Here is a 13,186-nt window from a genome sequence, read left to right as displayed (position 1 = left end):
TGCCTTCGCAGACCCGCGTCACTCCCGGGGGCCCGCTCAGCGCGGCCCGGTGCTCACGTTCGCTGCCGGGGCCCGTCGAGGACGACATCGCGGGCCCGGGCGCCGGGGTCGGTGAATGCCAGCAACTCGTGGGCTTCCTCGGTCACTGCCGCCGCGTCTTCTGCAGTGAACGGACCATCGTAGGGACGTATGGTGAGGATCGCGGTTCCGGCGTCCCGGGTGATCGTCCAGTCTGCTGCGGTGAATCCGTCGACCAGCAGGATCTGCGGGGCGGGGCGCTGGGTGCGGTATCCCTGCCGGTTGTATTCGTCGGTGATCACTCGGGTCCGGTCCGCATAGGAGAGCAGCAGGTTGTCGAAGTCGTACAGAAACCTGGGTGGGGCCGGGGTGTCGGGGTCCGGGCGTGCTGCGTCGGGGAGGTCGAACAGTTCCTGCCCGTGCTGGTCGCGGAAAACGATGAGTTTCGGCCGGATCCGGTCCACGATCTCGCGCAGCTTGGTGAGGCCGGACCACATCTGCATGTCTTTCACACCCGCCGGGCCGAAGGCAGCCAGATACCGCAGGACCATCTGTTCGAGCGAAGCGGTACTCGTCAGGTCCGCGCCGAGCCATGCGTCGGCGGTGTGCGCGATGGACCCGCTGCGGCCCCACACGCCGCGTGGTGGCACCTGCACCAGCGGCACTTGGTTGCGGATGGCGTAGACGAGCGAGGCCGGCGCTCGGCCGGGCCACCGCTGGGCGAGTAATGCGCCGAGCTGCTTGTTGGTCAACGGTTCCGCCGCGAGGAGCTCGATACCGTCGGCGACCAGTTTCGCCATATCGATGCCTTCGATCGGTGTTCCGTGGGTGTGGTTGCGGTAGAGATCGCGATCCAATACGGGCTGGATCAGTGGCCGCAGCGCACGTGCATCCTGCGGGGTGACCAGGTGAATCGTGGAGCGCATCAACGCAATACGAATCAACGCGCGGTCGGTGAGCAGGTCGGCGGCGTGTTCGGGGACGAACCCCGCCAGTCGTGACCACAATCCGACATACCAGGTATGCGGGGTTTGGGCTTGCAACCCGACCAGATGCTCCACCGCGTCGACGACCGGCACCTCGGAACGCCGTAACAGCAGCTGCCGGTCGAGCGTCGCGCGATTGAGCGCCCGGCGGCCGAGGACTCGGGACATCAGTGGAAACCTTTCGACAGGACAACGGTGTGGTGGCGCGACGCGACGGCACCACACCCGTGGCTGCCCGGTCGAACGTGTGCCAGGACGCTACCGTGATCTCATGGCCGAGGATCCGTTGCCCCGTCTACGCCGGCTGTGCACAGCGCTGCCGGAAACCACCGAACGGCTCAGCCACGGCGAACCCACCTGGTTCGTGCGCGGGAAGAAAACGTTCGTCACCTACGCCGGCCGGCATCACGACGACCGGCTGGGTTTCTGGTGCGCGGCACCGCCGGGCGCGCAGGAGGCGCTGGTGGCGGCGGAACCGCAGCGATTCTTCCGGCCACCGTATGTGGGCCACCGTGGCCGGCTCGGGGTGTATCTGGATGTTCCGGTGGATTGGGCGGAGATCGCCGAGCTCGTCACCGACGCCTACCGGGCGGTGGCGCCGAAATCACTGGTGGCTCTCCTCGACGAACGGTAGCGGGCCGGCTCTCATCCGGTCGGGCTGCCGGGACCAGGAACCTCTACCGCTGGGCCGGCGCTGCGGCCGCCGAGGTAGCGGGCGAAATGCTGTTCGATCGCCCGGTACAGCATGATCTGATTCTCCGGGTTGTCGAAGCCGTGCCCCTCGTCCTCGGCGACCAGGTATTCCACCGGAACACCACGCTCCCGCAACCGGGCAACGATATTGTCCGATTCGGCCCGGACCACCCGAACATCGTTGGCGCCCTGCGCGACGAGCAACGGGGTGCGGATTTCGTCGACCATGGTGATCGGTGAGCGGGTCAGCATATCGGCTTCCTGCTCCGGGATTCCGGGGTCGCCGACGTAGCGGTACCAGTTGTTGACGCTGTAGGCGCGAGTGAACGGCGGTAGGGTTCGCAGGAAATTGGCGAGGTCGGAAATGCCGACGTAGTCGACGGCTGCGGCGAAGCGGTCCGGTGTGACGGTGACACCGACGAGTGCGGCGTATCCACCGTAGGAGCCGCCGTAGATGCCGATGCGGGTCGGATCGGCGTATCCGGCGGCGACGGCCCAGTCGGCGGCGTCGATCAGGTCGTCGTGCATCGCGCGGGCGAATTCACCGATCGCGGCGGTGACATGCCGTTTCCCGTAACCGAGGGAGCCGCGGAAGTTCACCTGCAGTACCGCGTACCCGCGGTTGACGAGGAACTGCACATCGTTGCTGAACCCCCACGAGTCGTGGTACCAGGGGCCGCCGTGCACCACCAGAACCAGCGGGAGGTCGCGCGGTGCCACACCGACGGGGAGGCTGAGGTAGCCGTGCAGGGGCAGCCCGTCGCGGGCCGGGAAACCGACCGGTTGCATGGGCGCCATAGTGTCCGGATCGCGATCGGGGTAGGACCGGAACAGCATGCGGGCCTCGCCGGTGGTGTGGTCGTAGAACCAGGTGACACCGGGGTCGCGGTCGTGGGCGAAGGTGGCGATCCAGCGCTGCCCGGAGTTGTCGCCGGACAGGGTGCCGAGCACGCCGTCGGACAGTTTCTGCAATTGGGCATAGATTTCGGCGAAGTGCGGGTCGAGGATTTCGATATGGGGGCGGTCGGCGACGAATCGGGCGGCGAGGCTTTCGCCGGTGCGCCGATGGGTGTGGACCGGCGGCGGGAGCACGCCGGGCAGCATCATCCCGCTGAGATCCAGGTCGTGACCGTCGACGGCGGCGACGACGGTATCCGCCCCGGTCTCGTGGTCGATGCGTACCAGCCGCAGGTTGTCGCCGTCCTGGAAGGAGCCGACGAGCAGGCCTTTCCCGTCGGCGGTGACCTGCTGGGGGTGGACACTCATCGGGTGTTCGGCGCCGCCGAGCCGGCGCAGTGGCCGTGTCTCACCGGTGGGGTCGATCGCGGAAATCTCCACCGTGCCGTCCGCGGTGAGTGCGGTGCGGAATACGGGTGCACCGGCGCGGTCGAGGAGCACGGTGGCGGCCGGATCGTCTTGTTCGAGATGCAGGGTCGTTTCGCCGGTGGCGACGTCGATGCGGAATGTGTCGAAGAACAGTGGACGCCGGTTCATCGTGACCAGCACAGTGCCGGGCATGGACGGTAGGTCTTCGGCGCCCACCACCCGGGATCCCGGGTCCATCGGCGTGAGGTCGACGGCGGGCGCGGTGGGGTCGTCGAGGTCGACGCGGAACAGGTGCCAGTCCTCGTTACCGTCGGTGTCCTGCAGGTAGAGCAGCCAGCGGGGGTCGTCGGTCCAGTAGTAGGTGGTGATCCCGCGCCGGGTGTCGTGGGTGACGGGGACCGCGTCGTCGTCGGTCGCGTCCACACCCCGGACCCAGACGTTGCGGCGCCCGCGGTGTGGGGCGAGGTAGGCGATGCGGGTGCCGTCGGGGGAGATCGAGGGGTACGCGAACTGCGGATCGGCGAAGAAGGTTTCGATATCGATCAGTGCCGGCCGCTGGTCGGTCGGTTCTCCGGTCATGGTCACTGTGCACTCCGCTCTGTTCCGGATCACGTTGTCGTCACCGACTCAACACTGTGACGCAACGGCATACTCAAGCCTGTCGTGCCGTGTTCCCGGCCACGTTCTCACTCCGATACCCCTGGGCTTATATGCGCAGTGGGAGTCCGGCTTCGATCCGCGCGATACGGTCGGCGTGCACGAAATGGGCCCGTTCGAGCAGCGCGACCAGTTCTGTTTCGCCTTCGCGGATCCGCCGCCGGTATTTGGCGGGCAGGCCGGCGAGCGTTTTCTCTTCGCCGAGCATCTTGTTGTAGGTGCGTTCCCGCAGGCTCTGGTCGGCTTCGTAGCCGAGGTCGAGGTAGCGGGTGGCGTGGCGGCGGGCATTACCGACGGCGGTTTGCGCGCGCCCGGCGGGGCTGAGCAGGGATGCGACGACGGTGACCACCAGTATCAGCACGATGAGGGCCAGCGACAGGCCTGTCGATATCTCGGTGACCGGTACCGGTTCGCCGTGGTTGATGAACGGGACGTTGTTCTCGTGCAGTGCGTGCAGAACCAGTTTGACGCCGATGAGGGCCAGCACGGCGGCGAGACCGAAACCGAGGTAGATCAGGCGGTCCAGCAGCCCTTCGAGCAGGAAGAACAGCTGACGCAGGCCGAGCAGGGAGAACGCGGTGGCGGTGAAGACGATGAACACGTTCTGGGTGAGCCCGAAGATGGCGGGTATGGAATCGAGGGCGAACAGGACGTCGGTGCCGCCGATGGCGACCATCGCGAGCACCATCGGGGTCATATGGCGGCGGCCGGCGACGGTGGTGAACAGTTTGTCGCCGTCGTAGGTGTCGCTGGTGCGCAGGAAACGCCGGGCCAGCCGCAGGACGATATTGTCGTCGGCGTGGCTGTCCTCCCCTTCGGGGCGGAGCATGTTCCCGGCGGTGAGGAGCAGGGCGGCGCCGAACAGGTAGAACACCCACGCGAACCGGTTGATGAGGGTGGCGCCGACGAAGATGAACCCGGTGCGCACCACCAGGGAGAACACGATACCGACGAGCAGCACCTTCTGCTGGGCGGCGCTGGGGACGCGGAAGGTGGTCATGATGATGAGGAAGACGAACAGGTTGTCCACCGAGAGCGCTTTCTCGGTGATGTAGCCGGCGAAGTATTCCAGGCCCATATCGGATCCGCCGAACCCCCACACCGCGAATCCGAAGGCCACCGCGACACCGATATAGGCGGCCGACCACACTGCGGCCTCGGTGAGCGACGGGGTGTGTGCGCTGCGGACGTGGAAGAAGAAATCGAACAGCAACAGTCCGGCGATCAGTGCGAGGGTGCACCCCCATACCAGCGCGGGAACGGTCACGACGGCCTCCTGACTGGTGCCCTCGATACGTGTCTCGCTGCGACTGTAGTGCCCGAACCGGCCGGTGCCGCGGTTCACCGCCCGGTGTCGCAGGCCCCGGCGGCCTCGGCCCGGGCCTGTACAGTGACCCCGTTTCGCGCCGGGGTCGTAGCGGTGCACCGCCGGTTTCGTCCTCGCGGTACACCGGACTGTGTCGGCGCTGCTCGAATTCGATGTGTTCGCCCCTTGGCACAGCGCCGATCCTTCTTCGGCTTCGGTGGCGGCGGTGCGCGGCGGCCGGTGAGTACGACGTGCGAGCGGCCCCGTCGGGCAGTCCGCGACAGGCGGGTAACGGCAACCGTTGGGCAATCGGGCCGACCGGCCCATATCATTCTGCTATGCCGACCTACGAGGAAGCGGGGGCCGCTCCGGTGTTCGGTCGCGGTGTACGTCAGACGGTGCTGGCGATGGGGGTGTGCTCGGTGGTGATCGGGGTCGCGACCGTGGTGTGGCCCGATAAATCGCTGGGCGCGATCGGGAATCTGTTCATGTTCTCGCTGCTGTGCGGCACGGTGTCGTTGGCGACGGTGGCGTTCGGTAGCAAACTGGGCCGTTTTCCGCGGACGCTGCTGTTCTTGGCGGCGGTGGTGTCGCTGGTGACGGCGACGCTGTGTTTCCGGGCGGGGAATTGGACGCTGCTGCTGGCAATGTGGCTGGGATTGGCGTGGTCGGTGCGGGGTATCGCGCATGCCGTGGCGGGGGTGTGGGACGACGACGAGGTGACCGGGCAGGGGAAACAGGAACTGTTCGGTCTGGTGACGTTGGCGTCGGGTCTGGTGATCGCGGTGGCCCCGTTCGACAGTATCGAGATGCTGGCTGCGGTCGCGGGGTGCTGTATGACGGCGTTCGGTGCGCTGGAGGTGTGGACGGCGTTGCGTTCACCGCTGGCGGTGCGGTCGCCGGAGTCGGACTCGTTGACACCGGAGCAGCATTTGACATCGGTGATCGCGAGTGCGGGAGGTTCGGGGGGACGCGCCTCGGACTGAACCGCCGGATCGGTCCGGGTTTCGCTACTCTTTCCTGCTATGGCGATCATTGCGAGCCATCGGATCATGCGCCTGCGTGCTCTTATCGAGCACCCCAATACCGGGGCCGACGAGCGGGCGACCGCGCAGCGGATGCTGGATCGGCTGCTGGCCCGCAGTGGTGGCGCGCCGGTCGGTGACCGCACCTACGGCGACCGTCATCACCGGGTCGGTAAACATGCGGATCTGCCGGCGGTGGCGGAGATGATCCGAGCCGATATCGCCCTCGGGCGGATCATGTTCGCGCCGCAGACCCGCCTCGGTGAGCCCGCGATCCGCGACCCGCTCGGCGATGCGCCGGTGCAGATCGAGATCACCGTGGATCTGCCGCATCACGCGTGTATCGATATCACCATCGACAAGGTGCCGCGGGAATGGGGCTGGGTCGTCGAGGACGGTATCGAACGGGTCAGTCCACAGTTGCAGGAGCTGGCGACCGAACTGGCCGACATCATGAACGGTTACAACTTCGACGGCAGCGATATCGCGAAACGGTTCTTCGGCCGGGTCCGTATCCCGGAACTCACTCTGGTTTGGTAGATGCCGTAGTGGCTGCCCGGTCGGCAGCTGCGCCGGGGAGAGCTCCATACCGTCCCGGACCCGGGTCTCGCCGGTAGCCCGGTTCAGCCGCCGCCGACTTCCACTCGCGGGGTGTGGCTCACCGGGAAGTTCACCGAGGCCGCGATGAAGCATTTCGCCGCGGCGTCGCCGTGCAGGTCACGGGCCCGGTCGACCATATCGGCGGCGGCGACCGTCACCACCGGCCGCAGTTCCACCCCGGTGAAATGCCCGCCGCCGTCGGCGGTCTCCGCCATCGTTGCGTGCGCGTCGTCGTGGTATTCCAGCACTGTGACCCCGTTGACGGCGCACAGGTGCAGGTACCACAGCAGATGACATTGGCTCAGCGCGGCGACCAGTAGCAGTTCCGGGTTCCAGCGGGTGTCGTCGCCGCGGAACGCCGGGTCGGCGGAGCCGTGCAGATCGGGTCGGCCCGGAGACCGTGTCACATAGGACCGTTCGTAGGAGCGGTAGTCGACGGTTCCGGTGGTGCCCGCCCCGGTCCAGTCGGTGCGGCATTCGTAGTGGTGGGTCCGCGTCATATCCGCGATCCTGCCGGGCTGGGGCGGGTTCGTCGACTCGATCACCTCGGGGCAGCGATCTCCCCGAGGTCGAGCCCGATGGGGGTGACGCGCGGGATCTCCCCGGCCGCGATCACCGCGTTCGTCAGGGGTCGCAGGACACGTAACAGTTCGTCGCGTTCCTCGGTGGTCAGGGCGGTGTATGCGGATGCTGCGGCCGCGTCGGTCTGTGTTTCGATACCGGCTTTCACCTCGGTTCCGGTGTCGGTGAGGGTGCTGTCACCGGCCCAGCCTCGGTCGCGGAGACCGTCGAGGCATCCGGTCCATTCCTGGTCGTCGTAGTCGCGGGAGACGGTGTATATGCCGCGGTCGGTGCCGTTGGCCAGTGCTTGCAGCACATGCGACTCCCGGCCGCCGACTCCGGCGGCGACGAGGGCGGCGATATGTCCGTCGCCGCGGTGTTCACGCAGGAGGGTCGCGGCGTACCACAGGCGCGCGACGGGATCGGTGGGTTCGGGGAGTGCCCGGTTGGCGGCGAACAGTGCCCGGCCTTCCAGTGGTGCCGCGGTGGCCGCGCGGCAGGCGAAGTCGGCGGCGGTGGCCAGGTCGGGGCTGTCGGCGAGTTCGCCGAGCTGGCGGCGCAGGGCCGCGGTGGCACCGTGTTCGCGGGCGGTGAGCGCGGCGGGCGGGGCGGCGAATTCCCAGGCCGACGGGAGGGCTTTCGCGATCCGGTCGTAGGTGAAGTTGTAGAAGAGGGCGTGCACGGTTTCCGGCCCTACCGGCCCGAGTGGCGCGGCGCGGCCGGCGAAGTATCCCATCCAGAATCCGCGGTATCCGGCGGTTTTCAGCGCCTGGAGTGGTTCGGGTGAGAAGTAGGTGACCGCGTGCAGCGGTTCGAGCAGGCTCCAGGCCTGCCGGGCGTATGCGGAAAGGGTGGTGCTCATAGCTGTGAAAACTACTCGCCGGAACGCGGGCGAACCGGGGGTGCGGGCACACGGAAGGGAACGCCGGGGCGCCGAGGGCCACGCCGCGTGCGGGGTCTCTGATCAGTCCGCCGTTTCGCGGACGTCTTTTCCCTGCTCGGCGAACGCTTTGAAGTCCTGCATATGCTGTCGGGACTGTTTGCGGAAGGCGCCGGGCATCAGCAGCCCCATCAGCTTCATCAGGAAGCCGTCGAACCGGTATTCGTTCTCGCACTCCCACAGAGTCGTTTCCGGGCCGGTTTCGGTCAGCCGGTCGCGTACGGCGCTCCACATGCCCTCGCCGGCGATTTCGCGGTCGGAGTGAACGACAGCCGTGTCCGGGACCTCGCGAAGGTCTGCCGGTTCCCGGCGTGTGATGGTCTCTGTGCACTCCATCGTTCGCCCACCCGACTGCATCACGATTCGCGATGTGGTGCCGAGTTGCCCGTGCTCCCCGGTCAAGGGTTCGTGCGATACCACGCCTCGCAGCCATTTCGGCAGGTGTGCCGGGTTGGCGAGCAGCTGGACCACCTTCTGCCGCGGCAGTGCGATCTCGATGGAGTCGGTGTATTTCATGGGGCGCATCTTAAGGTGGGCGGCAGACATGACACCTGCGGTGGAATGCCGGCCGCAGATGGTGGCTCATTGGTCCCGATTTTCGGAAGCCCGGGCGATCTCCTGATAGGCGGCGGTCAGTTCGGCCAGCACACCGTTCTCGGGTGCCGGTCGCCGGTGCAGGTGGGCGTCACGGAGTTCGTTCATGAAAGGTTGCCCGAGTTCGGGTCCGCCGTCGGCGAGCAGGCGAGCGCGGATGGCCGGCTCTGGTGTGGTCGGTAGCCAGCGGGCGCCCCAGGCGCCGAGTTCGGTGATCAGGGGAACGAGCTGGATGGCGGCTTCGGTGAGGTGGTATTCGACACTGGTTGCACATTGAGATCAGAAGGAGTCCAGGATGAGCCCGCTCGTGCGCGTACAGAATTTCACCGTCTCCGCCGACGGCTACGGAGCCGGTACCGGCCAGAGCCTGGACCGGCCGTTCGGGCACGCGGATCCGGCGACCATGATGGCGTGGGCCGGCGCCACCGCCAGCTGGCCCAACCGCACCGATCCCGGCGGTACCCGCGGCCTCGACGACTACTTCACGCGCGATTTCGCCCGCAATATCGGCGCCGAGATCATGGGACGCAACAAGTTCGGTCCCCAACGCGGGCCGTGGGAAGACCACGAATGGGAGGGATGGTGGGGTGACGAGCCGCCGTTCCACACCCCCGTGTTCGTTCTGACCCACCATCCGCGCCCATCGTTCACTCTGAGCGATACGACCTTCCACTTTCTCGACGCCACTCCGGAAAATGCCTTGGAACAGGCATTCGCCGCCGCGGACGGCAAAGATGTGCGGATCGGCGGGGGCGTGGCGACGGTCCGCGAATTCCTGGCCGCCGATCTGATCGACACCCTGCACATCGTCGTCACCCCGAACGAACTCGGTGGCGGCGAGCGGCTGTGGGAGCGTCCCGAGGATCTGCTGGACCGGTTCCATCTCGAGAAGGTGCCCAGCCCGAGCGGAGTCGTGCACCACTTGTTCTGGCGCCGCTGAACAGCAGAGTGCCCCCGGGTATCCGAAGACACCCGGGGGCACTGCCCACGGTTACCCGGCGATACCGATCAGGCCAGGTCGAACCGGTCCGCGTTCATCACCTTGTTCCAGGCGGCGACGAAATCGTGCACGAACTTCTCCTTGGCGTCGTCGGCCGCATACACCTCGGCGACGGCGCGCAGTTCGGAGTTCGAGCCGAACACCAGGTCGTAGCGAGTCCCGGTCCATTTGACCGCACCGGTCGCGGCGTCGCGGGCCTCGAAGGTCTCCTGGGTTTCGTCGGTGGATTTCCACTCCACACCCATATCGAGCAGGTTGACGAAGAAATCGTTGCTCAGTGCGCCGACGTTGTCGGTGAGCACGCCGTACTTCGACTGCTTGTAGTTGGTGCCCAGAACACGCAGGCCGCCGACCAGCACGGTCATTTCGGGTGCGGTGACGCCGAGCAGGTTCGCGCGGTCGATCAGCAAGTGCTCCAGCGGCAGCCGGTGGCCCTTGCCGATGTAGTTGCGGAAACCGTCGGTGCGCGGTTCGAGCACCGCGAAGGAATCCACATCGGTCTGCTCCTGCAGGGCATCGTTACGGCCTGGGGTGACCGGGACGGTGACCTGCACACCGGCCTCCTTGGCGGCCTGCTCGACACCGGCGGCGCCGGCGATCACGATCAGGTCGGCAAGCGATACCTTCTTGCCGCCGTTCTGGGCGGCGTTGAACGATTCCTGGATCTTCTCCAGTGCACCCAGCACCGTGCTCAGCTGCTCGGGCTCGTTGACATCCCAGCTCTTCTGCGGTTCCAGCCGGATCCGGGCACCGTTGGCGCCGCCGCGCTTATCGCTGGAGCGGAATGTCGACGCCGACGCCCAGGCGGTGGACACCAGCTGCGGCACGGTCAGGCCGGCGCCCAAGACCTGCTCTTTGAGCGCCGCGATATCGGCGTCGTCGACGACCTCGAAGTCCACGGCGGGGATCGGGTCCTGCCAGATCTGGACCTCGGCGGGGACCTCGGGGCCGAGGTAGCGGTCGATCGGGCCCATATCGCGGTGGGTCAGCTTGTACCAGGCGCGGGCGAAGGCGTCGGCGAACTGCTCCGGGTTGTCCTTGAAGCGGCGTGAGATGGGCTCGAATTCGGGGTCGAAACGCAGCGACAGGTCTGTCGTCAGCATCATCGGCTTTTTCTTCTTACCCGGGTCGTGGGCGTCGGGGATGATCTCCTCGGCGTCCTTGGCGACCCACTGGTTGGCGCCCGCGGGGCTCTTGGTGAGTTCCCATTCGTAGCCGAACAGGATCTCGAAGAAGTCGCCTGTCCACTGGGCGGGTTTGGTGGTCCAGGTGACCTCCAGGCCGCTGGTGATGGCGTCACCGGCCTTACCGGAGGCGTGGGCGCTCTTCCAGCCCAGGCCCATCTGTTCGATGGCTCCGGCTTCGGGTTCGGCGCCGACCAGGTCGGCGTCACCGGCGCCGTGGGTTTTACCGAAGGTGTGCCCGCCGGCGATCAGCGCGACGGTTTCCTCCAGGTCCATCGCCATCCGGCCGAAGGTTTCCTTGATATCCACGGCCGCGGCCAGCGGATCCGGGTTGCCGTTGGGGCCTTCCGGGTTGACGTAGATCAGGCCCATCTGGACTGCGCCCAGTGGGTTCTCCAGGTCGCGTTCGCCGCTGTAGCGTTCGTCGTCGAGCCAGGTGGATTCGGGGCCCCAGTAGACGTCCTCGTCGGGTTCCCACACGTCGGCGCGGCCGCCGGCGAAGCCGAACGGGGTGAAGCCCATGGTTTCGAGGGCGACGTTGCCGGTGAAGATCATCAGGTCGGCCCAGGACAGTTTCTTGCCGTACTTCTTCTTCACCGGCCACAGCAACCGGCGGGCCTTGTCCAGGTTGCCGTTGTCGGGCCAGCTGTTCAGCGGCGCGAACCGCTGCTGGCCACCGCCACCGCCGCCGCGGCCGTCGATGGTGCGGTACGTGCCGGCGGAGTGCCAGGCCATCCGGATCATCAGCGGGCCGTAGTGGCCGAAGTCGGCGGGCCACCAGTCCTGCGAGGTGGTCAGCACCTCGGTGATGTCCTTGCGGACCTCGTTCAGGTCGAGAGTTTTGAACGCCGCAGCGTAGTCGAAGTCAGGTTCCATCGGATCCGAGGCAGGCGCGTTCTTGCGCAGGATCTTCAGGTTGAGCTGGTTGGGCCACCAGTCACGGTTGCCGGCACCCGTGGTGGGGTGTTTGGCCGCGAACGGGCACTGGCCTGTGGTGGTCTCGGACACTGCTTTCCTTCCGGTTGACAAAAGGTCATTGCGGGCTGGACGACATGGAACAGGTGGGGCACAGGCCCCAGTAGACGACCTCGGCTTCTTCGATGGTGAAACCGTGGCTGTCGGCGGCGGTCAGGCACGGCGCGGCTCCGGTGGCGCAATCGACGTCGGTGATGGCGCCGCAGGAGCGGCAGACGAGGTGGTGGTGGTTGTCGGCGACCCGGGTTTCGTAGCGGGCCACCGAACCGGTGGGCTGGATACGGCGCAGCAACCCCGCGACCGTCAAGGCCCGCAGCACGTCGTAGACGGCTTGCTGGGAGACGGCGCCGAGAGTGGAGCGGACCTGTCCGATGATTGTGTCGGTATCGGAATGTGGGTTGTCGTGTACGGCGTTGAGCACCGCGAGCCGGGGGGCGGTCACACGCAGCGCGGCGTCGCGCAGCATGTTCTCGAACTCCGCGGTCGTGGGCACGGCAGCAAGCTTACCGCTTTTCTGGAGTCAATCAAGTATCAGTATCTATCCAGAAAAGGCCCCGGAATCGCCGTCCGGCGGGTACCCTGCGCGCTACACCGACGGCACGCGGGGGAGTCCGCCCGCTCAGGAGGTGGACGATAATGCGTCTCCCGATCTGCCGCAGGACAATCGCCACACCGGCCGATCTCGCCGCGCCCGCGGTCACCACCGTCGCAGCCACCGGCCGGCCTTCCTGTCACGTTTCCGAGATCACCCGGCGTAATCACCTGTTCCGCAGCCGCCGCGCGATGGCGCTGAGGTGGTAAACGCGCCACCCCGTCCTGTACCCACGAGGCCGCGCACCCTCTCGCCCCGCACAGAGCACAGAAAATAAATACCCATTGCGCCCCTCCTCGAAACTTGCTTATCATTGCCTTCTCAAGCTGGTCGTCAGAACGCAAGTGCGCTCCGGCGACTGCCGGACCGGATATCGTCACCGACCGGTCGGGCGAAACCGATGAATCCTCCAATTGTCGGGGTTGCGGGGAATCCATAGCGCGAATTCGACGACAGTGCGGTCGCCGAATTCTGCTGGAACAAACTGGTACATAGGCACGCCACTTCCGAGAAGGCGATCCAGTGCAACCAATGAATTCCACTACGGTCCGCTTCCTGCTCGCCGCGCCCCACTCGGGGTCGAGACACCGCTGTGACCTGCGTACCCACTGCCCGCCGGGTAGGGGTCGCCCGAGTGCGCCACCGACGCGCACCAGGCCGGCCGGGAGTCCACCCCGGAATCATCGGGTACGCCGGAAACGGCTCGCCCCGGGATTCGAAGCCGCCCGC

12 protein-coding genes are annotated in these 13,186 nt (G+C 66.8%); 4 read left to right on the top strand and 8 right to left on the bottom strand.

Annotated features, from left to right (window positions below; all coding sequences use genetic code 11):
• Positions 1–53: 53 nt before the first annotated feature.
• A complete protein-coding gene (locus NFL01S_RS01005) occupies positions 54–1,172 on the bottom strand; it encodes a winged helix DNA-binding domain-containing protein (protein WP_062970511.1) in 1,119 nt (372 codons plus the stop codon).
• A gap of 103 nt (positions 1,173–1,275) precedes the next feature.
• On the opposite strand from NFL01S_RS01005, the gene NFL01S_RS01000 reads away from it, so the two are divergent.
• Positions 1,276–1,638, top strand: a complete 363-nt coding sequence (locus tag NFL01S_RS01000) for an MmcQ/YjbR family DNA-binding protein (protein ID WP_062970509.1) — start codon at positions 1,276–1,278, stop codon at positions 1,636–1,638.
• An 11-nt stretch (positions 1,639–1,649) separates the two neighbouring features.
• Here NFL01S_RS01000 and NFL01S_RS00995 read toward each other — a convergent pair whose 3' ends face one another.
• Together NFL01S_RS00995 and NFL01S_RS00990 are read right to left on the bottom strand one after the other, a co-directional pair.
• Positions 1,650–3,602: a S9 family peptidase gene (locus NFL01S_RS00995; protein WP_062970507.1), complete on the bottom strand. Its 1,953-nt coding sequence runs from the start codon at positions 3,600–3,602 to the stop codon at positions 1,650–1,652.
• A gap of 127 nt (positions 3,603–3,729) precedes the next feature.
• Entirely contained in the window at positions 3,730–4,947 is a 1,218-nt protein-coding gene (locus NFL01S_RS00990; RefSeq protein ID WP_062971236.1) for a TerC family protein, read from the bottom strand.
• Between the two features lie 377 nt (positions 4,948–5,324).
• Here NFL01S_RS00990 and NFL01S_RS00985 point away from each other — a divergent pair, with 377 nt between their 5' ends.
• Positions 5,325–5,972 (top strand): HdeD family acid-resistance protein, encoded by a 648-nt coding sequence (locus NFL01S_RS00985; RefSeq protein ID WP_062970506.1) that lies wholly within the window; start codon positions 5,325–5,327, stop codon positions 5,970–5,972.
• Between the two features lie 39 nt (positions 5,973–6,011).
• The gene (locus NFL01S_RS00980; protein WP_062970504.1) at positions 6,012–6,551 is read left to right on the top strand and encodes a hypothetical protein; all 540 of its coding nucleotides are present in this window, start codon (positions 6,012–6,014) and stop codon (positions 6,549–6,551) included.
• Between the two features lie 83 nt (positions 6,552–6,634).
• Here the strand turns inward: NFL01S_RS00980 and NFL01S_RS00975 are convergent, their stop codons facing one another.
• The 3 genes from NFL01S_RS00975 to NFL01S_RS00965 all read right to left on the bottom strand — a co-directional run bounded on the left by NFL01S_RS00975 (position 6,635) and on the right by NFL01S_RS00965 (position 8,628).
• On the bottom strand, positions 6,635–7,111 hold the full coding sequence (locus NFL01S_RS00975) for an OsmC family protein (protein WP_062971234.1): 477 nt from the start codon (positions 7,109–7,111) through the stop codon (positions 6,635–6,637).
• A 41-nt stretch (positions 7,112–7,152) separates the two neighbouring features.
• Positions 7,153–8,034 (bottom strand): SCO6745 family protein, encoded by an 882-nt coding sequence (locus tag NFL01S_RS00970; protein ID WP_062970502.1) that lies wholly within the window; start codon positions 8,032–8,034, stop codon positions 7,153–7,155.
• 102 nt (positions 8,035–8,136) lie between these two features.
• Positions 8,137–8,628: an SRPBCC family protein gene (locus NFL01S_RS00965; protein WP_062971232.1), complete on the bottom strand. Its 492-nt coding sequence runs from the start codon at positions 8,626–8,628 to the stop codon at positions 8,137–8,139.
• Positions 8,629–9,001: 373 nt separating this feature from the next.
• Here NFL01S_RS00965 and NFL01S_RS00960 point away from each other — a divergent pair, with 373 nt between their 5' ends.
• A complete protein-coding gene (locus NFL01S_RS00960; protein ID WP_062970500.1) occupies positions 9,002–9,646 on the top strand; it encodes a dihydrofolate reductase family protein in 645 nt (214 codons plus the stop codon).
• 68 nt (positions 9,647–9,714) lie between these two features.
• On the opposite strand, the gene katG is transcribed toward NFL01S_RS00960, so the two are convergent.
• Entirely contained in the window at positions 9,715–11,898 is a 2,184-nt protein-coding gene (katG, locus tag NFL01S_RS00955; RefSeq protein WP_084492301.1) for a catalase/peroxidase HPI, read from the bottom strand.
• Between the two features lie 25 nt (positions 11,899–11,923).
• Complete coding sequence (locus tag NFL01S_RS00950; RefSeq protein WP_062970496.1) at positions 11,924–12,358, bottom strand: Fur family transcriptional regulator; 435 nt, start codon at positions 12,356–12,358, stop codon at positions 11,924–11,926.
• Between the last annotated feature and the right edge of the window lie 828 nt (positions 12,359–13,186).

This window comes from Nocardia flavorosea NBRC 108225 (genome assembly GCF_001613385.1).
Taxonomy (GTDB): Bacteria; Actinomycetota; Actinomycetes; order Mycobacteriales; family Mycobacteriaceae; genus Nocardia; species Nocardia flavorosea.
The sequence above is the reverse complement of the archived record's forward strand: the minus strand, read 5'-3'. Positions and strand labels throughout refer to the sequence as shown.

Bases quoted from the DNA above. Each gene is read 5' to 3' on its own strand.
- NFL01S_RS01005 (WP_062970511.1), bottom strand. From the start codon at position 1,172: ATGTCCCGAGTCCTCGGCCGCCGGGCGCTCAATCGCGCGACGCTCGAC.
- NFL01S_RS01000 (WP_062970509.1), top strand. From the start codon at position 1,276: ATGGCCGAGGATCCGTTGCCCCGTCTACGCCGGCTGTGCACAGCGCTG.
- NFL01S_RS00995 (WP_062970507.1), bottom strand. From the start codon at position 3,602: ATGACCGGAGAACCGACCGACCAGCGGCCGGCACTGATCGATATCGAA.
- NFL01S_RS00985 (WP_062970506.1), top strand. From the start codon at position 5,325: ATGCCGACCTACGAGGAAGCGGGGGCCGCTCCGGTGTTCGGTCGCGGT.
- NFL01S_RS00980 (WP_062970504.1), top strand. From the start codon at position 6,012: ATGGCGATCATTGCGAGCCATCGGATCATGCGCCTGCGTGCTCTTATC.
- NFL01S_RS00975 (WP_062971234.1), bottom strand. From the start codon at position 7,111: ATGACGCGGACCCACCACTACGAATGCCGCACCGACTGGACCGGGGCG.
- NFL01S_RS00970 (WP_062970502.1), bottom strand. From the start codon at position 8,034: ATGAGCACCACCCTTTCCGCATACGCCCGGCAGGCCTGGAGCCTGCTC.
- NFL01S_RS00965 (WP_062971232.1), bottom strand. From the start codon at position 8,628: ATGAAATACACCGACTCCATCGAGATCGCACTGCCGCGGCAGAAGGTG.
- NFL01S_RS00960 (WP_062970500.1), top strand. From the start codon at position 9,002: ATGAGCCCGCTCGTGCGCGTACAGAATTTCACCGTCTCCGCCGACGGC.